Origin of the sequence: Sorangium sp. So ce295 (assembly GCF_051527405.1) — a bacterium.
GTDB classification, from domain to species: Bacteria; Myxococcota_A; Polyangia; order Polyangiales; family Polyangiaceae; genus Sorangium; species Sorangium cellulosum_B.
This window is the reverse complement of sequence record NZ_CP150324.1, coordinates 6,528,276-6,551,121: the sequence shown is the minus strand read 5'-3', so window position 1 is coordinate 6,551,121 and position 22,846 is coordinate 6,528,276. Positions and strand designations below refer to the sequence as shown.

15 protein-coding genes and 1 pseudogene are annotated in these 22,846 nt (G+C 71.3%); 9 read left to right on the top strand and 7 right to left on the bottom strand.

The annotated features are described in order from the left end of the window. Positions 1 to 249 precede the first annotated feature (249 nt). On the bottom strand, positions 250 to 1,140 hold the full coding sequence (locus tag WMF11_RS24675; RefSeq protein WP_437910835.1) for a hypothetical protein: 891 nt from the start codon (positions 1,138 to 1,140) through the stop codon (positions 250 to 252). Positions 1,141 to 1,317: 177 nt separating this feature from the next. Then, on the bottom strand, positions 1,318 to 1,629 hold the full coding sequence (locus WMF11_RS24670) for a cupin domain-containing protein (protein WP_231865009.1): 312 nt from the start codon (positions 1,627 to 1,629) through the stop codon (positions 1,318 to 1,320). A gap of 319 nt (positions 1,630 to 1,948) precedes the next feature. Between WMF11_RS24670 and WMF11_RS24665 the strand changes: the two genes are divergently transcribed. Then, positions 1,949 to 3,007, top strand: a complete 1,059-nt coding sequence (locus WMF11_RS24665) for a BMP family ABC transporter substrate-binding protein (protein WP_437979341.1) — start codon at positions 1,949 to 1,951, stop codon at positions 3,005 to 3,007. A gap of 239 nt (positions 3,008 to 3,246) precedes the next feature. Here the strand turns inward: WMF11_RS24665 and WMF11_RS24660 are convergent, their stop codons facing one another. From WMF11_RS24660 to WMF11_RS24640, 5 genes are all read right to left on the bottom strand, one after another. Beyond that, positions 3,247 to 3,921: a cysteine hydrolase family protein gene (locus tag WMF11_RS24660; RefSeq protein ID WP_437910833.1), complete on the bottom strand. Its 675-nt coding sequence runs from the start codon at positions 3,919 to 3,921 to the stop codon at positions 3,247 to 3,249. Then, positions 3,918 to 5,507, bottom strand: a complete 1,590-nt coding sequence (locus WMF11_RS24655; RefSeq protein WP_437979340.1) for an ABC transporter ATP-binding protein — start codon at positions 5,505 to 5,507, stop codon at positions 3,918 to 3,920. The genes WMF11_RS24660 and WMF11_RS24655 overlap by 4 nt, the downstream gene beginning before the upstream one ends. A 2-nt stretch (positions 5,508 to 5,509) precedes the next feature. Continuing rightward, the gene (gene biuH / locus WMF11_RS24650) at positions 5,510 to 6,205 is read right to left on the bottom strand and encodes a biuret amidohydrolase (protein ID WP_437301443.1); all 696 of its coding nucleotides are present in this window, start codon (positions 6,203 to 6,205) and stop codon (positions 5,510 to 5,512) included. 136 nt (positions 6,206 to 6,341) lie between these two features. Continuing rightward, positions 6,342 to 7,271, bottom strand: a complete 930-nt coding sequence (locus tag WMF11_RS24645) for an ABC transporter permease (RefSeq protein ID WP_437979339.1) — start codon at positions 7,269 to 7,271, stop codon at positions 6,342 to 6,344. After that, complete coding sequence (locus WMF11_RS24640; protein ID WP_437979130.1) at positions 7,271 to 8,371, bottom strand: ABC transporter permease; 1,101 nt, start codon at positions 8,369 to 8,371, stop codon at positions 7,271 to 7,273. The genes WMF11_RS24645 and WMF11_RS24640 overlap by 1 nt, the downstream gene beginning before the upstream one ends. A gap of 485 nt (positions 8,372 to 8,856) precedes the next feature. On the opposite strand from WMF11_RS24640, the gene WMF11_RS24635 reads away from it, so the two are divergent. From WMF11_RS24635 to pbpC, 8 genes and pseudogenes are all read left to right on the top strand, one after another. Next, the gene (locus WMF11_RS24635) at positions 8,857 to 9,840 is read left to right on the top strand and encodes a hypothetical protein (RefSeq protein ID WP_437979129.1); all 984 of its coding nucleotides are present in this window, start codon (positions 8,857 to 8,859) and stop codon (positions 9,838 to 9,840) included. A gap of 506 nt (positions 9,841 to 10,346) precedes the next feature. Continuing rightward, positions 10,347 to 10,674 (top strand): annotated as a pseudogene (locus WMF11_RS24630) (GH116 family glycosyl hydrolase); the annotation flags it as partial. 27 nt (positions 10,675 to 10,701) lie between these two features. Next, entirely contained in the window at positions 10,702 to 10,986 is a 285-nt protein-coding gene (locus WMF11_RS24625; RefSeq protein ID WP_437911018.1) for a GH116 family glycosyl hydrolase, read from the top strand. A gap of 298 nt (positions 10,987 to 11,284) precedes the next feature. Then, positions 11,285 to 12,565 (top strand): sensor histidine kinase, encoded by a 1,281-nt coding sequence (locus tag WMF11_RS24620; protein ID WP_437979128.1) that lies wholly within the window; start codon positions 11,285 to 11,287, stop codon positions 12,563 to 12,565. Then, positions 12,562 to 13,056, top strand: coding sequence for a response regulator (locus WMF11_RS24615; RefSeq protein ID WP_437719276.1), 495 nt, complete (start codon positions 12,562 to 12,564; stop codon positions 13,054 to 13,056). The genes WMF11_RS24620 and WMF11_RS24615 overlap by 4 nt, the downstream gene beginning before the upstream one ends. Continuing rightward, positions 13,022 to 14,260 (top strand): ATP-binding protein, encoded by a 1,239-nt coding sequence (locus tag WMF11_RS24610; RefSeq protein ID WP_437979127.1) that lies wholly within the window; start codon positions 13,022 to 13,024, stop codon positions 14,258 to 14,260. The genes WMF11_RS24615 and WMF11_RS24610 overlap by 35 nt, the downstream gene beginning before the upstream one ends. A gap of 141 nt (positions 14,261 to 14,401) precedes the next feature. After that, positions 14,402 to 20,158, top strand: coding sequence for an MG2 domain-containing protein (locus WMF11_RS24605; protein WP_437979126.1), 5,757 nt, complete (start codon positions 14,402 to 14,404; stop codon positions 20,156 to 20,158). A 3-nt stretch (positions 20,159 to 20,161) separates the two neighbouring features. Continuing rightward, the gene (gene pbpC / locus WMF11_RS24600) at positions 20,162 to 22,765 is read left to right on the top strand and encodes a penicillin-binding protein 1C (RefSeq protein ID WP_437979125.1); all 2,604 of its coding nucleotides are present in this window, start codon (positions 20,162 to 20,164) and stop codon (positions 22,763 to 22,765) included. Positions 22,766 to 22,846 lie beyond the last annotated feature (81 nt).

The window sequence follows — 22,846 nt, the reverse complement described above, 5'->3', positions numbered from 1 at the left end:
GCTCTCCGCGCCGGCGATTCGGACGCCGCAGAGCGCGGCGGCCCAGGCGCCAGCGGCCCCTTACAACAGCGGGAGGCGGAAATCATTCCCGACGCGGCGCGCGCGGGGGCTTGCTCCGGCGGGGGTCTCTCTCCCTCCAGACGAATCGAGCGGGACACGCGGTAAAGCGGTGAGCGAAGCGACCAGGACGTGATGGATCTCAGCCTGCAGCGCGGCGGGGTCGGTGATCCGGCAGCGCTCGTCCCGCCGTCAGCAGTGCTCGGCGATGATCGCCCAGCAGGCGTCCGCGAACTCGCGGTACGTGGATCGGTCGAGCGTCGCCTGCGTCACGGGCATCACGTCCTGGTGCTCGGCGAGCATCGGGCGCAGCGCGCCCTCGATGTCCGCGCTCGTCTCGATCCACAGGAACTCTTCGATGCCGTCGGTGATCTGGCCGCGGATGAGCTTCGGCACCTCGCTCAGCCGGACCTTCTTCGGGCTCCGCCGCGCGATCGACGAGGCGATCTGCTCGGCGTGCGCCGGCCACCGCTTGAGCGCGTTGTGGAACGTGGAGCCGACGAGCCGGAGGATCTGCTGCGCGAGCATCGCCACGCGCGGGCGCTGCACGCGCTCCTCGTTCTCCGCCACCATCGCCAGGTAGTCGTCGCTCAGGAGCTTGCGCAGGTCGCACGAGAGGATCTGCTGCGACTCCGGCGTCATCCGCAGATCCGCGACGTGCGCGAGGAAGATGTCCCGCAGCATGGTCAGCCGCGCCGTCACCGAGCCGGTCGGCGTCGTGTCGAGGATCTCGGCGAGCGGGTCGATCAGCCGGCGCCCGAAGGTGGTGAGGATGTGATCGAGGATCCGCTTCTGGTGCTGCTTGTGGCCGAGCACGGACAGCGCGCGCGCGATGTGCGCCTTGCTCGGCGCGTCGACGAGGATCTCCAGCGGCTGGTCCTGCGGCTTCCCCTCGTACATGCGCAGCGACGCGAACATCTCGCGGAACGCGTCCGCCGCGGCCGCCCCCTCGCCCGGCTCGCCGTAGACCCGGATGACGAGCCCCGAGTCGGGACCGGCGTCGAACAGCCGCCGGAGCTCTTCCCGGATGTCCTCGTCCGTGACGAGCGGCCCCGGAGGGAGCGATTTCCCACGTGAATCCATGAGCGTCCAGCCTACGGCAAAGCGCAGCGCACCTGAACCTCTGTGCCCCGAGAAAGCGAGCGCGGGGTGCACGCTCGCGGTCCGGTGAGGACGTGCCTGCGGCGGATGTCGTACCCCGGACCCAGGTCAGGCCGGCGTGGCCTCGGGCGGCGCGCCTGCATCAGATAGGAAGAGGAATCAGATGAAGACGACGGGCTGCTCCCAGATCGCGAGGACGATGCAGCCCTCGGCGCTCGAGACGCTGTGGCGGCTGCCCGGGGCGTTCATCACGAGCGTGCCGGCGCGGTGGTGCCCGCGCTCGTCCGACTGCGAGCCTGTGAGCACGAAGATGTGTTCATGGCCGCGATGGACGTGCTGCGGCACGGATGCCCCCGGCGCGTAGCGCAGGAGCGCGGCGGAGGCGCCTGCGTCGCTGCTGCCGTAAAGGCGGTGAATCTCGACGCCTTCCCGGAGGCGCCGCCAGGGGACCGACTCCGGATGAGCGGCCATCGTTGCCACATTCGCAATGATGAATGGCAACTGCACAGGCACGAAATCCCGCGTCGCTGCTGGAAGTGTAGCTGTCATCGCGAATCTCCAGTCTTGATGGAAGCATGCCACAGCGCGCGGTGCGCGCTCAACGGCAATCACGCGAAACGCGCAAAATTCATGCGTGGGAAAAGTTCCAGAAATGAGGAGTCGGTTACACATCCATGGCGTGAAGAGCACACCGAGAACTCCTCTGTTCGCCGTGTTCCCCGCGGCCGGCGTGGCACGGGGGCAGCGCTTCCTCGCCATCCTCCGTCCACTGCTCCTCTCGCTCTCGCTCCTGCCGTCGACCGGCTGCAGCAAGGAGGGGTCGAGCGATCAGCCGCTCACGGTGGGCTTCATCTACGTCGGCCCCAGGGACGACTACGGCTACAACCAGGCGCACGCCGAGGGGGCCGCAGCGCTCGCCAAGCTGGCCGGCGTGAAGACCCGTGAAGAGGAGAACGTCCCCGAGACGGTCGCCGTGCAGAAGACGCTCGAGAGCATGATCAACCTCGATGGCGCGACGGTGATCTTCCCGACGTCCTTCGGCTACTTCGATCCGCACATCCTCAAGGTGGCGGAGAAGTTCCCGGACAAGACCTTCCTCCATTGTGGCGGCCTCTACGACGGGTCGAAGCACCCGAGCAATGTCGGCAGCTATTTCGGTTACATCGACGAAGCCGAGTACGTGTCCGGCGTCGTCGCGGGGATGACGACGAAGAGCGGCAAGCTCGGGTTCATCGCGGCGAAGCCGATTCCACAGGTGCTCCGCAACATCAACGCCTTCACGCTCGGCGCCCGGAGCGTGAACCCGAGCGTGACGACGGCCGTGATCTTCACCGGCGACTGGTCGATGCCCGTCAAGGAGGCGGAGGCGGCCAACAGCCTCATCGATCAGGGCGTCGACGTCCTGACCGGCCACGTGGACTCGCCCAAGGTGATCATCGAGCTCGCGGAGCGGCGCGGCGCGTTCAGCACCGGCTACCACACGAACCAGGCGACGCTCGCCCCGAAGGGGTACCTGACCGGCGCCGAGTGGAACTGGTCCAAGGTCTACACCGACTACATGACGTTCATCCGTGAGGGGAAGCCGTATCCGCACCTCCTGCGCGGCGGTTTCAAGGAGGGGTACATCAAGATGTCACCGTATGGCCCCGCCGTCTCCGAGGAGGCGAAGAAGAAGGCCGATGAGGCGAAGGCGAAGCTCACGGAGGGAACGCTCACCATCTTCCAGGGGCCCATCATGAACAATGAGGGCAAGGTGGTGATCGCCGATTCCGTCGCGCAGCAGCAAACCGACATCGCGCTCGAGAGCATGGACTATCTCGTAGCCGGCGCTCTCGGCTCCACCCACTAGAGCGGTGGCCACCCGCGTCGGATACGGGCCCATCTCGACGTTTTCGGTGCTCAGCGCACCGGAGTGCGCTTCCGCGCCGAAAACGCCGATCTGGGCCCGTCTCCTGTGCGGGTGACCACCGCTCTGGAAGCGGTATCGAGCAGCCGCTCTGGAAGCGGTATCGAGCAGCCGCTCTGGAAGCGGTATCGAGCAGCCGCTCTGGAAGCGGTATCGAGCAGCCGCTCTGGAAGGGGCGTCGATCAGAGCGCTTCGAGGACGGCGGCGGCGGGGGCGGTCCAGCCGATGATCGCGCCCTGGGCACGGACCATCTCCAACGTCGCCGCCTTGAACTCGGGGAAATAGCTCTCGGTGGCGTCCTCGATCAACAGGCACTCGTAGCCGCGATCGTTCGCCTCACGCATCGTGGTCTGGACGCAGACCTCGGTCGTCACGCCGGCGATGAGCAGGTGGGAGACGCCGAGCGCCGCCAGCCTGGCGTCGAGGCCCGTCCGGTAGAATGCGCCTTTTCCGGGCTTCGGTACGACCAGCTCCCCGGGCGCCGGCGCGAGCTCGGGCACGAAGTCGTTGCCCGGCTCGCCGAGGACCAGGATGCGCCCCATCGGCCCGACATCGCCGATCCGCATCCCAGGAGCGCCCCGGCTCCGCTTCGCAGGGGGGCAGTCCGAGAGATCCAGCCTGTGACCCTCCTTCGTGTGAATGATGGGCAGGCCGTGGTCGCGGAACGCGTCGAGGACGCGCCGGACCGTCGGCACGATGCGCTGGAGCCGCTTGACGTCGTTGCCGAGCGCCGCGCCGAAGCCGCCGGGCTCGAGGAAGTCGCGCTGCATGTCGATGACGAGCAACGCCACGGCGTCCCGATCGGCGACGCGGAAGGGGTACGGCCTCGCCGCGATCTCGAGGGGCCGCGCCGTCATCGGTGCCCCGCCATCGCGCGGCCGATCTCCGCGACGTCGGCCGAGGCGATCGGCGACTCGTGGACGATGCGCCCTTCGCTCATCACGAGGACACGGTCGGCCATGGCGAAGATCTCGTCGAGATCCGCGCTCACGAGGAGGACGGCGGTCCCGCGGTTGCGCGCCTTCAGGATGCGGGAGCGGATCTCGGCCACGGCGGCGAAATCGAGCCCGAAGCAGGGGTTTGCGGCGACGAGGAGCGCGATGTCCTCGTCCATGCCGAGCTCGCGCGCGAGGACGGCGCGCTGCACGTTCCCGCCGGAGAGCTTGCCTATCGGGGCGTCGACCGAGGGCGCCTTGATGGCGTACTCCGCGGCGAGGCGCTCGGCCGACCGCCTCAGGGCCGCCCGGCTCACGCCCCAGCGGAGCCTCGTGAAGGGCGGCCTGTCGAAGACGCGGAACCCGATGTTCTCGGCGACCGACATCGCGGGGACGCAGGCGTTGCGCAGCGGCTCCTCGGGCAGGCAACGCACCCGGTGCTGATGGATCTGCGCGCGCGCGGCGCCGTACGGCTCGCCATGGACGAGCACGCTGCCACCCCGCGCGGCGCGCTGCCCGGCGAGGACCTCGACGAGCTCCTCCTGCCCGTTGCCGGAGACACCGGCAATCCCGACGATCTCGCCGCGATGGACCGTGAGCGTCACGCCGCCGAGCGCCGGCCGCCCGCGATCGTCGCTCGCGGCGAGGCCCTCGATGCGCAGGATCGGCTCCCCGGCGGGCGCGTCGCCGCGCGCCGCGGAGACCTGCGCCGGCTGCGCGCCGACCATCATCTCGGCCATGGCCGCGGGCGTGAGGTCCTTGACCTTGCCCCGGCCGGCGACCCGGCCGCGCCGCAGCACCGTGACCTCGTCGGCGAACGCCGTCACCTCGCGGAACTTGTGCGAGATCATGAGCACGCTGATCCGCTGCTCATCGGCCATGCACCGGAGCATCCCGAGCACCTCGTCGGCCTCACCGGGCGTGAGGACCGAGGTCGGCTCGTCGAGGATGACGATCCTGCTGCCGAGGTAGAGCTGCTTCAGGATCTCGAGCTTCTGCTTCTCACCCGCGGCGAGCGCGCGGACGGTCCGCTCCGGATCGAGCCGGAAGGGCATGCGCTCCATGAACGCGCGGATCGACTCGCGCTCCTTGCGCCAGTCGATCACGAGGGGGAGCGACGCGCGCGCGAGCACGAGGTTCTCGGCGACCGTCATGTTCATCACGAGGGTGAAGTGCTGGTAGACCATGCCGATCCCCAGCGCCTGCGCGTCACGCGGGCTCCTGATGGACAGGGCCGCGTCGCCGACCCTCACCTCGCCGGCGTCGGCCTGGTGATAGCCCATGATGCACTTGACCAGCGTGCTCTTGCCGGCGCCGTTCTCGCCGAGGAGCGCGTGGAAGCTCCCGGGCGCGAGGCGCAGCGAGACGTCGTCGAGCGCGAGCAGCGGCCCGAACCGCTTCGTGATCCCCGCGGCGGAGAGCGCCGGCGGCGGCGTGGGAGGGCTGGGCTCCCGGGCGGCGGCGCGGGGCGGCCTCGCCGCGGGGCTCGAGGAGACGCGCGGGTCCATGGTCACGGGAGCGCCTCCAGCAGCGCGGCGGAGGTCGAGACCGCGCCGAACACGCCGTTCTGCATCTTGATCATCTTCAGCGCGGCGGCGTGGTTGCCAGGATCCGTGGCCGCGCAGCAGTCGGAGAGCAGCAGGCACTCGTACCCTCGGTCGTTCGCCTCGCGCATGGTGGTGTGAACGCAGACGTCCGTCGTGATCCCCGTGAGGATCAGGTTCTCGATGCGGCGCTGGCGGAGGATGAGATCGAGATCCGTCGCGCAGAACGAGCCCTTGCCCGGCTTGTCGATGATCGGCTCGCCGGGCAGGGGCGCGAGCTCCGGGATGATCTCCCACCCAGGCTCTCCGCGGACGAGCACGCGCCCGCACGGCCCGGGATCGCCGATGCCCACGCCCGTGCCGCGACCGCCGTCGGTCCGGCGGGAGCGCCACCGCTTGTTCGCCGGGAGATCGGAGAGGTCCGGCCGGTGCCCCTCGCGCGTGTGCAGGACGTGATAGCCGCGGCGGCGCAGCTCCGCGAGCGCGCGCTGGATCGGCGCGATGCACGCCCGCGTCAGGGAGATGTCGTAGCCGAGCAGGTCGATGTACCCACCCTTCCCGCAGAAGTCGGTCTGCATGTCGATGACGATCAGGGCCGTCGTCTCGGGGCGGAGCGCGCCGTTGTAAGGCCAGGCGTAGGGATCAGCGGCCACGTAGGGCATCGGTCGAGTCCTCCTGTCATTCAGCGTTTCGCTCGTCTCGTACGGTTCGCTCGTCTCGCGGGGCTCGCTCCTTTCGTTCGTCTCGTCCGTTTCGTACGGTTCACGCGGTTCGTCCGGCGCGCGTCGCGTCGCGCGATCAACGCGCGAGCGTCAGCTCGGCGGGCTGATCGCGCAGGGTCTGGGTCGCGGAGCTCGCGGCGACCATGATGGCGAGCGTCACGATGTACGGCGCGGCGTTGAAGAGGTGGTATCCCCAGGTGATCCCCACGGACTGGAGCGCCGGCCCGAGGGCGCTCGCGCCGCCGAAGAGCAGCGAAGCGAGGAGGCAGCGCACCGGGTTCCAGCGCGCGAAGATGACGAGGGCGACGGCCATGAGCCCCTGTCCGCTCGAGAGCCCCTCGTTCCAGCTGCCGGGGTAGAAGAGCGAGAGGAACGAGCCGCCGACGCCGGCGAGGAAGCCGCCGGCCATGGTCGCGCGCCGCCGGACCAGGTTCACGTCGACCCCCATCGCGCGGGCGCTGTCGGCGCTCTCGCCCACGGTGCGGAGCACGAGCCCGAAGCGGGTGCGGTTCAGCGCCCAGAGCAGGAGCGGGGCGAGCGCGGCCCCGATGAGGAAGAGCGCGTTCACCTGGAGCGCGGAGCGGACCTGGGGGAGATCGCTGAAGAAGCCGAGCGATATTGCGGGCAGGCGGGGCGCCGTCGGCTGGATGAGCGGCTTGCCGAGGAAGAAGGCGAGGCCAACGCCGAAGAGCATGAGCGCGATGCCGACGGCGATGTCGTTGACGCGCGGCTTCGAGCACAGCCACGCGTGCAGCGCGCCGAGCGCGGCGCCGATGGCGCCGGCGGCGAGCACGCCGAGCCAGGCAGATCCGGTGAGGTAAGAGACGCCATAACCTCCCATCGCGCCCATGACGAGCGTGCCCTCCAGGCCGAGGTTCACGCGGCCGCTCTTCTCGGTGAGGCACTCGCCGAGGCTCACGAAGAGGAATGGCGTGCTGATGCGGATGGCCCCGGCGGCGACCGCGAGGGGGATGCCCCAGAGACCGAGCGCAGCTGCGTCGTTCATCATGCCACCGAAGGCGCCGGAGCCGGCTGACGGACCTTGGGCTCGCGGGCAGAGAGGGAACGGCCGTAAAGCGTCTCGCTGGCGAGGATCGCGATGAACAGGATCCCCTGGAGCACGCTCACCGTCGCGTCGGGGAGCCGCGCCGTCCGCTGCAGCAGGCCGCCGCTCGCGCCGATGCCGCCGAGCAGGAGGGCGACCGGCATGATCGCGAGCGGGTTGTGGCGCGCGATGAACGCGACGAGGATGCCGGTGTAGCCATAGCCGCTGACCAGCGACGCGTTGGCCCGGCCGTGGACCGCCGCGACCTCCACCATGCCGGCGAGCCCGGCGCACGCTCCGGCGAGCGTGCAGGTGAGCACGACGAGGCGCTTGACCGGCAGTCCGGCGAGGAGCGCCGCGCGGACGTTGCCGCCGCTCATCGCCGCGCCGAAGCCGAACGTCGTCCGGTGCATCAGCACATAACAGAGCGCGCACGCGAGCACCCCGTAGGCGAGGCCCCAGTGGACCTCGAGGCCCGGCAGGCTCCCCAGCGCGTTCTCGGCGCCGATGGAGGCGGTCGAGGGCTTGTTGAGGCTCGCCGGGTCGCGCAGCGCGCCCTCGACGAGGTGGTTCAGGATCGCGATCCCGATGTAGTTGAGGAGGAGGCTGCTGATCGTCTCGCTCACGCCGCGGTAGACGCGCAGCGCGCCAGCGAGGCCGATCCAGAGCGCCCCGGCGGCGAGCCCGGAGACGAGCATCGCCGCGAGCACGGCGGCGGGCGGCGCGCCCCACGCCCGTGCGGCCAGCGCCGCCGACGCGGCCGAGAGCCCGCCCATGGCGAGCGCGCCCTCGCCGCCGATGACGATCAGGCCGAGGCGCGCCGGCAGCGCCGTGCAGAGCGCGGTCAGCATGAGCGGCGCGGCCCGAAGGAGGGTGTTCTGGAGCGAGAACCACGTGCCGAAGGCGCCGCGGATCATGTCGTGATAGACGCCCAAGGGGTTCACCCCCTGGGCGGCCACGAACGCGCCGAACACGAGGAGCGAGGCCGCGAGGGCCCCGAGGGGGATGGCGATCGCTTCGGTCGTCTCACGCCCGAGCAGCCCGTGCGAGATGACTTTCACGCTGCCGAGGATAAGGCCTCCATTATTTCCACACGTTTTCGGGGAGCTTGCTTGTCGTGACAGGACGGACAGGACGGGCGCCTCGCGCCGGGACAACCCGCTCCGGCCGGCGAGCGACGCGCCGTTGTCATGACGTGCGACACCCCGGGGGCTCACCGGGTCGAGTGACGCTGTGGTGGGGTGGCCGCGCTGCGATGTGGCGGTAACGCGGCGATGTGGTGGCCGCGGCGACCGCGAACGGTTCGCACAGCGCGGCGGTCTCCGCCTTGCACTCGCCGTCGCGTGCCGGTGAGTTTGCTTGGCGTTCATTGCGTGGACGGCGAAGAGAGCGGCGAGCGCTCGCGCGCCTGAAAGATCTGGGAATGCCGAGGTCCGCGCCGTGCGGCCCCGGCGAGCCTCGTTCCTGTGCCCACGTGCGCCGCGCGCCGCGTAGAGGACCGCCGATCGATCCCACCCGCAAACCCCTGACTGGAGGTAACGCTGTCATGCGGTTCGAACGAACGATTCTGTTCCTGCTAGGCGCCGGTGTCCTCATGGCGTCTCGCCCGGCGGTGTCGGCGGACCTGACCTGCTCGTCGAGCGCGACCCTGGAGGCGCTCGTGACGTGCATTCGCGATCAGATGCCCGGCAGGGACTCAGGCATCTTCGTCACCCCGAGCGCGACGCAGCTGACCGCGTGGCGGAGCGTCGTTCGCACCATGATGGGCGGCAGCTGCACTATCGTGCTGCCGTCCAGCCTGTCGTCGTCCGCGCGGATCCGGCTCCTCCGCGACGTCAACAATGGACGAAGGTACTGTGTGCTCATGGAGGTCGGCGATCGGAACAGCGACGGGACCGTCGATCTCGGGCTGGGCACGTTCATCGTGGACGCGGCCGCGGAGCGAGAGCTCGCTCATTCGGCGCCGCATGCGACAGCGGACCTGGAGACGGAGATCCAGGCCGTCAGCGTCTTCAAGGCGACGAGATCCCGCAGCTTCCTGATGGCCGGCGCTCACCGCGATGCGAGCTTCACCGACAGCGTTTGCCAGAGCTCGACCATGGTCTCGGACGTGGCCCACAACGTGACGAACGCGTTTCACGCGACCTACCTGGAGCTCGCGGCCTTTTATGGATCGAATCCCTGGTGGGGCGTTCAGTGGCATGGCATGGCGAGAGACACCTGCGCGGAGGACGTGTTCGCCTCGCACGGCATGGATGTCGCCCCCGTCTCGGGTGACAAGATACTGGAGCTCAAGCGCAACTTGCTGGCGAGCAAGCCCACCTGGCGGGTCGGCGTTCCCGGCAGCAGCGATTGTTCGCTGAACGCGACGACCAACGTTCAAGGCAGGCTCCTCAACTTCGTTTCGGCGAGCCAGGTCTGTGGTCGCTCCGCCACGAGCTACAGCGGGCGCTTCGTTCACATCGAGCAAGATCCGGCCTTTCGCCTCGCGGACTACTGGATCAATGCGGTCAAGGCCACCTGGCCATGAGGGCCGCTCCTCGGCCGCGCGCTGCGGAGCGAGCCTGGCGATGAAGTGAGGAACGTATAGGTCTCGCTCGCGCGCTCGAGTCGTGCGCGTCGTGGAAGGCGCCCTGGAGATTTCGCGTCGCGCGGAAGGCCGCCCGGGTGAACAGCGACGCGCGAATTCAGGTTTGCCTCGGAAACGATGGAATCTTTCAGCGATAACGAAGTGAATGCGGTTCGACGGCAGGTTCTACAAGGGGCGCCTCGATATCGGGAGCAATGACCAGAACGTCGACAACAACGCGGGCTTCTTCATGTACCAGAAGGCCGAAGGGGGCGACGCGCAGACGAAGCGCCTCGACAAGGACGGCCTGGGCCAGGGGCAGGCGACGTACTCCTCGCACTTTCCGCGCTCGAGGCGCTCTGTTCAACGAGCTCTACTACTACGCCATCGCGGGCACGTACTGGGAGGCCGGCGCGGCGTCCGGCCAGCCGGACGACCCGGACGACCCGGACGACCCGGACGAGGACATGTTCACCAGCCTCGAGTCGTACATCTACCCGTTCTACGGGACGTCGGACGTGCGCTTTTACGGCTCATGGGCGCTGTTCGCGCCCTGGCCGGACATCGACAAGCAGGAGGTGCGGCAGTTCTGCGACAGCGTGACGACCACGGCGCTCCGACAGGCCGCGCGCAATCGGGACGACCGCGCACGATTTCGGAGACACCGACAGCCTCTTCCGCAAGTGGAACGCGTACACGTACCGCGACTCGACCAACTGGAAGGACCTCAACTCCAAGCTGGCCCTGATGGTCTATCGCGACTGGGCGCTCACCGGGAAGACCGATACGGAGTTCCTCAGCTACTGCTGGCCCGCCGTGAAGATGGCGATGCAGAAGGTGAAGAGCCAGGACGACGGGACGAGCAACCAGACGCGGGAGTGCTGGGTGGGCACGTCCTGGGGCGTGGTGGCCGGCATGATCCAGGAGGGGCTCGCCCAGCAGGCCGGTGAGATCGGCGCTAGCCTGGTCGACACCATCTGGAACACCGACGGCCTGTGGTTCCGCACGCCGGAGGCCTGGGAGGCGAACGGTAACATCCGCGCTCCCTACTACATGCGAGCCACCTCCGCGTGGGCGGCGAAGCACGCGTACGACCTCAGCCCCTAGACGTCGGCACGAGCGCGCTCCGAGGGCCTCGAGAGAGAGGTATGGCGAGGTCCTCCGCGTGCTGGCTCCTGCCGCGCGGGGCGACACGAGAGACGTCGTGCCGCCACGGCATCCCAACCGGTAAGCCGCCGAGGCCGGCCGCCGCGCGCGGACGCTGAGTAAAGCCCCGCTCGCCCGGCGCACCGCATGCGCGCGCGCGGCAGGATCTGCGTGCCGCGACTTGGCGCATGTCCGCATGGTCGAGCTCCAGGATGTGGCACTGTTCGTGCTATGATTGTCAGCTCCCATGGATAGGACGATGTCAGATGAGCTCATCGCCTCCAGCGCGGAGCGCGACATCGATGTACCCCTCGCCAAGCTGCTGGAGGCGGCGCCCGACGCGATGATCGTGGTCGATGAGCGTGGAACGATCGTCTACGTCAACGGCGAGGCCGAGCAGATCTTCGGCTACGCGCGCGAGGAGCTCTTCGGCCGGTCGGTGGACGTGCTCACGCCGGTAGAGATCCGCGACCGGCACAAGGGCCAGCGGGACCGGTACACCCGGAACCCACACGGCCGGCCCATGGGACAGGCGCTGAACATCATGGCCCGGCGCAAGGATGGGACAGAGTTCCCGGCCGACATCAAGCTGAGCCCGCTCACCACGCCGCGCGGCCTCCTGGTGACGGCCGCCCTGCGCGACATCTCGCTGCAGAGGCAGACCGAGGAGCGGCTCCGCACCTACGCGCGTCACCTCGAGGTGCTCCAGGCCGACATCGGGAGGAAGAACGTGGAGCTCGAGCAGCGCAACCGGGAGCTCGAGCAGTTCGCCTATGTCTCATCGCACGATCTCCAGGAGCCGCTCCGGAAGATCGTGGCCTTCGGCGATCGCCTCAAGGAGCGGTGCAGCGAGGCGCTGGACGATCGCGGCCGCGATTACCTCGAGCGGATGCAGAGCGCCGCGCGGCGGATGCAGCTCCTCGTCAGCGATCTCCTGGAGTTCTCCCGCCTGACGACGAGGGGCAAGCCGTTCGAGGTCGTGAAGCTCGACCAGGTCGTCCAGGCGGCGCTCTCGGATCTGGAGGTGGCCATCGAGCGGAGCGGGGGGAAGATCGACGTGGGCGAGCTGGCGACGATCGACGGCGACTCGGTGCAGATGCGTCAGCTCTTTCAGAACTTGCTCGGCAATGCGCTGAAGTTCCATGGCAAGGGCGTCCCGCCCCGGGTGAAGATCTGGGGACGCGTGGAAGACGCGGGCGAGGCGGGCGCTCCGGCGATCTACGAGCTCCATGTGGAGGACAATGGGATCGGCATCGATCCGAAGTATTCCGAGCGCATCTTCACGGTCTTCGAGCGGCTGAATCCGCGCGCCGAGTACGAGGGGACGGGGATCGGCCTGGCGATCTGCAAGAAGATCGCGGAGCGCCATCACGGCAGCATTCAGGTGAAGAGCGAGCCAGGGCGCGGCAGCGACTTCGTCATCCGGCTCCCCATGACCCACCCGAGCCGGACCGACGGTGCAGGCAAGAACATGAAGCCACAGCAGGCCGAGGCGGCGCCCGCACGGGCGAGCACGGGGCGCCACGCGGGGGAGACATGACCCTGAGCAAGCGATCCATCACCATCCTCTACGCCGACGATGATCTCGACGACCAGCTCCTCGTCCAGGAGGCGCTCGACGAGGCGCGGCTCCTGAACAATCTGCACTTCGTCAACGACGGCGAGGAGCTCATGGACTACCTCCGCCGGCACGGGCGCTTCGCGGATCCGGAGGTGTCGCCCCGCCCGGGGCTCATCCTGCTCGACCTGAACATGCCGCGGAAGAACGGCCGCGAGGCGCTCGCCGAGATCAAGCACGATCCGGATCTCCGGAGGATCCCCATCATCGTGCTCACCACCTCGAAGGCGGAGGAGGATATCTATCGATCTTACGATCTCGGGGTCAACTCGTTCATCTCGAAGCCGGTCACGTTCGCGGGGATGACCGCGGTCATGAAGGCGCTAGGGAACTACTGGTTCGAGATCGTCGAGCTCCCGCCGGACGTCGAGCACGCGCATGAATACGGGAACGATCAAGGTTCTTCTGGTTGACAACGACGAGGAAGACTGTCTCCTCGTCAAAGACATCCTCGCCGAGGTCCGAGCCACACGCTACGACGTCACGTGGGTGAGCACCTGTGAGGCCGCGCTCGTCGCGCTCAAGGAAGGACGACACGATGTCTGCCTCCTCGATTACCGCCTCGACGGCTGCACCGGCATCGAGATCCTGGAGGCGGTCCACCCGCCGGGCTGTGCGATCCCGATCATCATGCTGACCGGCGCGAGCGATCGCGAGATCGACGTCGCCGCGATGAGCGCCGGTGCCACAGACTACCTCGTCAAGGGGCGTATCGACGCGCAGCTCCTGGAGCGCACCATCCGGTACGCGATCGGCCACAAGGCGGGCGAGATCGAGCTCAAGCGGAAGAACCGGCAGCTCGTCCGGATGCACGAGGAGCTCGCCCAAAAGAACGCCGAGCTCCAGCGGCTCAACGAGGAGAAGAACGCGTTCGTGGGGATCGCCGCGCACGACCTCCGGAACCCGCTCGGGGTGATCATGGGGTACAGCGACTTCTTGCTGTTCACCCAGCGTCAGCGGATGAACAAGGAAGAGCTCGAGATCGTCGACAAGATCCGATCGTCGAGCCGCTTCATGCTCTCGCTCCTCAACGATCTCCTCGAGATCTCGACCATCGAGTCCGGCAAGCTGAACCTGGACAAGCGGAGCGCCGATCTCGTCCAGCTGGTGGAGGCAAACGTCGGCCTCAACACGGTGCTCGCGAGCCGCAAGAACATGGAGCTCCGCTTCGAGGGCCCGAGCGAGGTGCAGCGGGTGGAGGTGGACACGCTGAAGGTGGAGCAGGTGCTCAACAACCTGATCAGCAACGCCATCCATTACTCCCCGCACGGCACGGTGATCCGGGTCATCGTGCGGTGCGAGGGCGCCGAGGTCCTCATCGCGGTCAAGGACGAGGGGCCCGGCATTGCGCCCGAGGACGTTGGCAACCTGTTCCGGCCGTTCGGCCGCGCGAGCACGATGAGCACCGGCGGTGAGCTCTCGACGGGCCTCGGGCTCGCCATCGCGCGCAGGATCGTCGAGGGGCACGGCGGGCGGATCTGGGTCGAGACCGAGCTCGGCCGCGGGGCGACGTTCTTCGTCTCATTCCCCGTCCCGGCTCCTGTCTCGGAAGCGACCGAGTCGAGCGTGACGGGCTGCGGCGGATCCGCGGCCGCGGGGAGCGCGACCGCAGCGTAGCCGTCGTGCCGCGGCTCCGGCCGCGCGTGGCGCGCGTCACCGGCGCTCGTCGGGTGTGTCTCGCCTGCCACATCACCCGCCCGGATTCCGCCGTGGACTCGCCTCTTGCGCCCGCGGCATCCCCATTGCTGAGTCGCGGCCATGTCCGTCGCTCCGCGCCTCCGATCTGCGCCCGCCGTTCTCGCGGTCATCGCCCTCAGCCTGGCGTGCGTTCAGGGCGCGCGCGCCCCCAACGTCCCGCCTCGAGGGACGCTCGCGCCCGGCGCGCTCGAACCGGGCGGAAAGGCCGCGGCAGGGCCGTTCGCGGTGGTCTTCGGCGCGCCCCGCGGGCAGACCACGAGCCCCGCCGAGATCAGCCTCGTCTTCAACCGGCCGATGCGATCGCTCGATCTCGCGGGCAGCGAGGCCGCGGCGCCCGCGGTCCTGAAGCCGTCCGCGCCTGGACGCTGGCGCTGGGTCGGCACGAGCGGCCTCACGTTCGTCCCCGAAGGCCGCCTGCCGCGCGGCACGGAGTTCACCGTCGAGGTCCCGGCGGGCACCCGCGCGCTCGACGGCAGCGCGCTCGCCGAGCCGTACTCCTTCACCTTCCGAACCGAGCTGCCCGCGGTCGCGCGCGTCGAGCCCTGGTCGGGCAAGGACGACCTCAAGCCGGAGGCGAGGTTCGAGCTGCGGTTCAACCAGCCGGTCGACACCGCCGAGATCGCGCGGCGCGCGTCCCTCACGGTGGGCGATCGAAAAGACAAGGTGGCGTTCGAGGTGCGGCGCCCCGACGCGAAGAACGAGATGCTCGCCGAGCTCGTCCCCCGCGCGCCGCTGCCGCGCGACAGCGAGATCGAGATCGCCGTGGCCGAGGGCCTCCGCGGCCGCGAAGGGCCGCTGCCGGCCGGCGAGGAGCAGCGGTTCACGTACCGCACCTATGGGCCGCTCCGGGCGCTGCGCCCCCAGTGCGATCGCGACTCGCCGCAGGGGCGCTGCGCGGCCGACGGCGGGTTCACGCTCGCCTTCTCGAACCCCATCAAGTTCGCGGACGCGAAGCGGGCGATCTCGGTGGAGCCCGCCGTCAAGCTGCTGTGGCCGTCGTGGATCGAGGACGACGAGCCGACGAGCCACATCCCCCTCGGCGGCGCCTTCGCCCCGGGCCGCAGCTACCGGGTGCGCGTGGCCGCCGGGCTGCGCGACGTGCACGGGCAGGCGCTCGCCGGCGTCGTCACCGAGGAGATCGCGTTCGACGATCGCTGGCCCGAGGCGCAGATCGGCCTCGTCGGGAGCGTGTTCGAGCCGGCCCAGCGTCGCGAGATCCCGGTCGTGTCCGTGAACGTGCGCGAGCTCTCGCTCGCCGTCGGCGCGATGACCGAGGAGATGATCCTCGCGCTCCAGGGTGATCCGCACAGCCCGGGGCGCAGCCCGAAGATGGGCGAGATCGCGGCGCTGCCCTCCGGCAAGCAGACGGTCCTGCGGCCGGCCGCCGCGACCAACACGCCGGCGACGCACCTCGTGCGCGCCGCCGAGGTGCTGGGCGGCGAGGGCAAGCGCGGGCCGCTCGCGATCGGGATCAGCTACACCGCCCGGCCCGGGACGCGGCACGCGCGCACCACCTCCGAGGCGGTGATCGCGCAGGTGACCGACCTCGGGATCAGCGCGAAGGTCTCGCCGAGCGGCTCGCTCGTGTGGGTGACGCGCCTGTCGACGGGGGCGCCGGTGCCCGGGGCGCGCGTGTGGATCCGGGCACCGGGCGCGCCCGCGCCCGCGGCGGTGTCGACCGACGCCGAGGGGTTCGCGGTCGTCCCAGCGACGGCGCACGGTCCGGAGGCCTCGACGACGCTCGGGCGCAGCGTGGTCTTCGCGCGCGCGGGCGACGACTGGACGTACCGCACGGTCGCCGACTCGCTCAACGGGTGGCGCTTCGGCGCGGCGTCGGACTTCAGCGAGGCGCGCCCGTTCGGGATGATGTTCTCCGATCGCGGCATCTACCGGCCGGGCGACACGGTGCGCGTGAAGGGGATCTTCCGCGAGGAGGGCGCGCGCGGGGCGAGGACGCCGGCCGGCAAGAGCGTCGCGCTCAAGGTCGAGGGGCCGGACGGCGAGGCGCTCGTCTCGCTCTCCCCGACGCTCGGCGCCTTCGGCACGTTCTCGGCCGACGTGAAGATCCCCGAGAGCGCGCGGCTCGGCACGTACAGCCTCGCCGCCACGGTCCAGGGCGGCGAGGCGGGGTGGCCGGACGTGATGGGCAGCGTCGAGGTCGCCGAGTACCGCCCCGCCGAGTTCAAGGTCGGCGTCGAGAGCGACAGGCCGAGCTACGTCCGCGGCGACAAGGCGCGCTGGACCGCGCGCGGCGATTACCTGTTCGGGGCGCCGATGACGAACGCGGAGGCATCGCTCTCCGTGACGCGCGCGCCGGCGTCGTTCTCGCCGCCGGGGATCGAGGGGTTCACGGTCCGCGAGGACGAGCTCACCGACGCGCTGCGGGACCAGGCGCCGCGCGGGTTCGAGGTGCAGAGCGCGCGCGAGAAGCTGGACGCGGCCGGGCAGGCGTCGATCGGCGCGGCGCTCTCGATGCCGGGGCAGCGCGGCACGGAGCTCGTCACGTGCGAGGCGTCGGTCACCGACGTGTCGCGGCAGACGATCGCCGGGAGCTCGACGGCGCTCGTGCACCCGGCCGAGTTTTACGTCGCCCTCAAGGAGCCCGAGCTCTTCGCGAAGGCGGGCGACGTGCTGCGGCCGGAGATCCTCGCGGTCGATCCGAAGGGGGCGCGCGTCGCGCAGGTCGCGGTCCGGGTCGAGCTCGTGCACCGGACGTGGACGCTCGCGCGGGAGGAGAGCGGCAGCGCGTACCGCAGCGTGAGCGCGCCGGTCGACAAGGTCGTCGCGCGGTGCGGCGTCACGACGGCGGCGGCGCCGCGGAGCTGCGAGCTCACGGTCCCGTCGGGGGGCTATTACCTCCTGCACGCGACGGCCAGGGACCGCCGCGGCAACCCCGTCGGCGCCGCCGCCGGGGTCTACGCGCTCGGCGAGGGCGGCGGGGGCTTCGGCGACAGCGACGAGCTCAAGGTCGACCTCGTTCCCGACCGCGACAGCTACGAGATCGGCCAGACGGCGCGCATCATCGTGAAGTCGCCGTTCGCCTCCGCCGACGCGCTGGTCACGGTCGAGCGCGCCGGGATCTCGACGCACCGGAAGGTGACGCTGTCGGGCGCCATGCCCGTGATCGACGTCCCGATCACGGAGGACCTCCGGCCGAACGCCTTCGTCTCGGTGCTGCTGCTGCGCGGGCGGACGAAGCCGCAGCCCGCGCCGGGGAAGGGCGGGGCGCCTGGGCCCGACGTCGGGGCGCCGGCGTTCCGCCTCGGCTACGCGCCGCTCCGCGTGAACCCGGAGGCGCAGCGGCTCGCGGTGCGCGTCCGCGCCGACAAGGCGGACGCGCGCCCCGGCGATCCGATCCGCGTGGACGTCGACGTCCGCGATCGCGCCGGCCAGCCCGCCCGCGCGGAGGTCACGCTCTACGCCGTGGACGAGGGCGTGCTGTCGCTGACGGGGTACACGACGCCGGATCCGATCCCCGTGTTCGGCGCGCCGCGCCCCCTGAAGGTGGCGACGATCGAGACGCGCGAGGCGCTCGCCCGCGTGCGCAACCCGTTCGCCGACCTCGGCGCCGACAAGGGGCGCGCGGGCGGCGGCGGCGCCGAGGGCGGCACGGGCGTGCGCCGCGATTTTCGCCAGAGCGCCTACTACAACCCCGCGCTCGTGACCGACGCCTCCGGGCAGGTGCACGCGAGCTTCAAGCTGCCGGACTCGCTCACGACGTACCGGGTCATGGCGGTCGTGGCCGCCGAGGACGATCGCTTCGGCTACGGCGAGTCCCGGGTGACGACGAGCCGCCCGCTCATGGCCCGGCCCGCGCTGCCGCGCTTCCTCCGCGCGGGCGACGCGATCGACGCGGGGGTGGTCGTGACCTCGAAGGGGCTCGCGAAGCCGGCGACGGTCGAGGTGGAGGTCACCGCCTCGGGGCTGACGCTCGCGGGCGGCGCCAAGCGCTCGGTCGAGCTCGCGCCGGGCGGGTCGGCCGAGGTCCGCTTCGCGCTCTCGGCGCCGCGGGCCGGCCCCGCGACGCTGCGCTTCCGCGCCACCGGCGGCGGCGCGTCGGACGTTGTCGAGGTGAACCGCGAGATCAAGGCGCCCATGGCGCCGGAGGCCGTCGCGCTCTACGGCGACACCACCACGGCGAGCGCGGAGCGGCTCGGGGACCTGTCGGCGATCCGCGACGACACGGGCGGGCTCACGGTGAGCCTCGCGCCGACAGCGCTCGTGGGCCTCGGCGGCGGCGTGGAGCAGCTCCTCGAGTACCCGTACGGCTGCACCGAGCAGCTGACGAGCCGGATGGTCCCGCTCCTGTCGCTGCGCGACCTCGCGAAGGCGTACGGGATCGCGCTGCCGAAGGACCTCACGGCCGTCATCGGCAAGACGGTCCGGGAGATCCTCTCGCACCAGCGCGGGGACGGGGGCTTCGGCTTCTTCGCCGAGTCGGACAGCGCGGACCTGTGGACCACGGCGTACGCGCTGTGGGGCCTCACCGAGGCCAGGCGCTACGGGGTCGCGGTGCCGCCCGACGCGGCGGAGCGCGCGACGTCGTACCTGCGCCAGGAGCTCAACCGGATCGGCGCCGATCCGCTCCTCCGGGCGACGGCGCCGTTCCTCGTCGACGTCCTCGCGGCGAGCGGCGCCCCCGACCCCGGGCGCGCGAGCCAGCTGTTCGACGAGCGCGACAAGCTGCCGCTCTTCTCGAAGGCGCTCCTCGCGCACGCGATGGTGATCGGCAAGAGCGACAGGGCGTCCGTGGATCAGCTCGTCCGCGAGCTCGAGGGCGCGCTGCGCCTCGACGGGCCGGTCGCGCGGGCCGTCCACAACCACGGCGACGCCTACGCGGTCCTCATGGACTCCGAGGCCCGCACCTCGGCGCTCGTGCTGCGCGCGCTGCTCGCGGCGCGGCCGGCGCACCCGCTCGCGCCGCGGCTCGCGGCGGGGCTGCTCGCGGATCGCCGCGGCGGTACGTGGCGCAGCACGCAGGAGACGGCCTGGGCATTGCTCGCGCTCGATCAGTACCGGAAGGCGCAGGAGAAGACGGCGCCGGACTTCGACGCGCGGGTGTTCCTGGGGCAGGCGGAGCTGTTCTCCGCGCCGTTCCACGGCCCCACGACGGAGCAGGTCAAGACGTCGATCCCCGCGGCGAGGCTCGCGAGCGCCGCGGGCGCGCCGCTCGCGTTCGCGGTCGACGGGCGCGGCCGCCTGTTCTACGAGGCGCGGCTCCGCTACGCGCGCAAGCAGCTCCCGACGGAGGCGCTCGACCGCGGCTTCTTCATCGAGAAGTCGCTCCGCGCGCTCGCGCCCGAGGACCTCTCCGCCGTCGTCGGCGGCGCGGCCGGCGCGGCCCCGCCGTCGGTCGCGTTCGCCGGCGGCGACCTCGTGCTCGGCGAGATCGTCGTGGTGACGCCGTCTCCGCGCGACTTCGTGGTCATCGACGATCCGCTGCCGGCGGGCCTCGAGGCGGTCGACGCGCGGCTCGCGACGTCCGCGCGCTCGCTCGACGTCGACGCGGCCGAGGCCCAGGCCGAGGCGGACGACGCCGACGCCGATCAGGACGACCTGCGCGCGACCGGCCGCGTCTACGACCCGAGCCGCTTCGTCCGAGAGATCCGCGATGATCGCGTCCTCTTCTTCGTCGATCACATGGCCGCCGGGATGTACCGGTACCGGTACCTCGCGCGCGCCACGACGCTCGGCTCGTTCGTGGTCCCGCCCGCGCGCGCGGAGGAGATGTACAGCCCCGAGGTCTTCGGCCGGACGGGCGCCGTCACGGTCCAGGTCGGGAGCCGAGGGCCGGACGCGGCGCCGCGTCCGCGCTGAGCCGTGCGCGCGCCCTCCCCGGAAGGAGCCGGCCGCGCAGGGCGGTGGCTCGCGCGCCTCGGCCCGCGCGCGCGGCGGATCCTGCGCCGCGCGGCGCAGATCGCGGTCGCCCTCGCCGTCGCGCCGTGGCTCCTGCTGGCCGCCCTCGCGGCGCTCACGCCGCTCCCGCCGGAGCTCGGAGCGCCGGAGGATCACGCCGTGTCCACGGTCCTGCTCGACCGCCACGGCACGGTGCTCCGCGAGCTCCGCGCTGGCGACGGCGCGCGCGCGCGCTGGCTTCCGCTCTCCGAGGCCGGCGATCGCATCCAGCGCGCGCTCCTCGCCGCGGAGGACAAGCGGTTCGCGCGCCACCCCGGCGTCGATCCGATCGCCATCGCGCGCGCCGTCGGCCAGCTCGCGGCGGAGCGGCGCGTCGTCTCGGGCGGGTCTACGATCACGCAGCAGCTCGCGCGCACGCTCGTCCCGCGCCCCCGCACCGCGCGCGGCAAGCTCGGCGAGGCGGCGCTCGCGGTGCGCATCGAGGCGTCGCTCTCGAAGCGCGAGATCCTCGAGCAGTACCTGAACCGCGTCGCGTTCGGCCCGGGCCTGCGCGGGGTCGAGGCGGCGAGCCGCTTCTACTTCGACAAGCCCACGCGCGACCTGTCGCTCGCCGAGGCCGCGGCGCTCGCCAGCATGCCGCGCGGCCCGGCGCTGTACGATCCGCGTCGCGGCACCGGGCCGCTCGAGCGCCGCAGGAACCGCGTCCTCGATCGCATGCTCGCGGCCGGCCTCGCCGGCGAGGCCGAGGTGGCCCGCGCCCGCGCGGAGCCCATCGCGCTCGCCCCCAAGGGGGGCGGGCTCGGCGCGCCGCACCTCGTCCGCGCCGTGCTCGGCGGCGCGCTCGGCCCGGGCGCGGGCCTCCCCGCCGAGGGCCCCGGCGCCGCGTCGCGGATCGTAGACCGCCGGGCGACCTCGATCACGCTGACGATCGACCGCGGCCTCCAGCGCGAGATCGAGGTCCTCGCGCAGCAGACCGTCCGCGGCCTCTCGGATCGCGACGTCGGCGCGGCGGCGGTGGTGGTGATCGAGAACGCGACCGGTGAGATCCTCGCGTACGTCGGCTCGCACGACATCGACGACGCCGCCGGGCTCGGCCACAACGACGGCGTCCTCGCGCTGCGCCAGCCCGGCTCTGCGCTGAAGCCGTTCGTCTACGAGCTCGCCATGGAGAAGCTCGGGTTCACCGCCGCGACCGTCCTTCCCGACGTCGAGCTCTCGTTCCCGACGGCGGACGGCAACTACGCGCCGCGGAACTACGACGGCCGCTTCCACGGCCCCGTCCGCCTGCGGGACGCGCTCGCCAACTCGTACAACGTCCCTGCGGTCTGGGCGGCGGCCGCGCTCGGCCCCGAGCGCGTCCTCGCGCGGCTCCGGGAGCTCGGCCTCCGCTCGCTCGATCGCGAGCCGTCGCGCTACGGCGTCGCCATCGCGCTCGGCGACGGCGAGGTCCGCCTTGTCGACCTCGCGAACGCTTACGCCACGCTCGCGCGGGGAGGCTTGTACCTGCCGGTGCGCGCGGTGCGCTCGTTCGCCCCCTCGTCGCCTCCGCCCCCCTCATCACAAGCGGCCTCTTCCGTGTCACCCGCGTCCAGCGGTAGCGGCACGCCCGCCGAGCCGCCCGCGGTGCTTCCCGAGCGCGGCGCGCGCGTCCTCGACGCCGCGCGCGCCCGGGTGGTCGTCGACATCCTCGCCGACGACCGGGCGCGGCTCGCGTCGTTCGGCGAGGGCAACGCGCTCGATCTCCCGTTCCCTGTGGCCGCGAAGACGGGCACGTCCAAGGGCTTCCGCGACAACATCGCGGTCGGCTTCACGCCCGACGTCACCGTCGCCGTCTGGGTCGGTAACTTCGATGGCTCGCCCATGGGCGGCGTCAGCGGCATCACCGGCGCGGGCCCGCTGTTCCGCGACGCCATGCTCGCCGCCGCGCGCGTCCGGCCGCCGCGCCCCTTCGATCCGCCCGATCCCGAGCAGCTCGCCGAGGTCGAGGTCTGCGCCCTGTCCGGCATGAGGCCGACCGCCGCGTGCCCGCACCACCGCCGCGAGCTCCTCCCGCGCGGCGACGCCGCGGCGCTCTCGCCGTGCGACATGCACGAGACCGTGCGCATCGATCGCCGCAACGGCCTGCGCGCCGGGGCCTGCCCCGACGCGACGGTCGAGGAGCGCGTCTTCGAGCGCTACGACGCGGAGCTCACCGCATGGGCGCGCGCCGCCGGCCGCCCCCTCGCGCCCGATGCGGCGTCGCCCCTCTGCGGCGCGCTCGCCGGGCTCGACGGCGCACCCGGCGCTCCTCCTGCCGGCGCCGGCGCCGGCGCGCGCGTCCGCGTCGCGTACCCGCCCGACGGCGCCCGGTTCGTCCTCGACCCGTCGATCAACTCGCTGCAGGCGATCCGGCTGCGCGCCGACGTCCCTCCGGGCGTGCCCCGCGTGCGCTTCGTGCTCGACGGGCGCCCCATCGAGGTCGGCCCGCCGTTCGCGCTCGACTGGCCGCTCGTCGCCGGCGCGCACCGGCTCCGCGTCGACGCGGACGGAGCGACCGCCAGCGAGGAGATCGCGTTCTCGGTGGAGTGAGCGGCGGGCGAGGCGACACCCCGTCTCCTCGCCCGCCGGCTCCGATGACGTCACCCGCGCTGCAGTCGATGGCGTCGATGG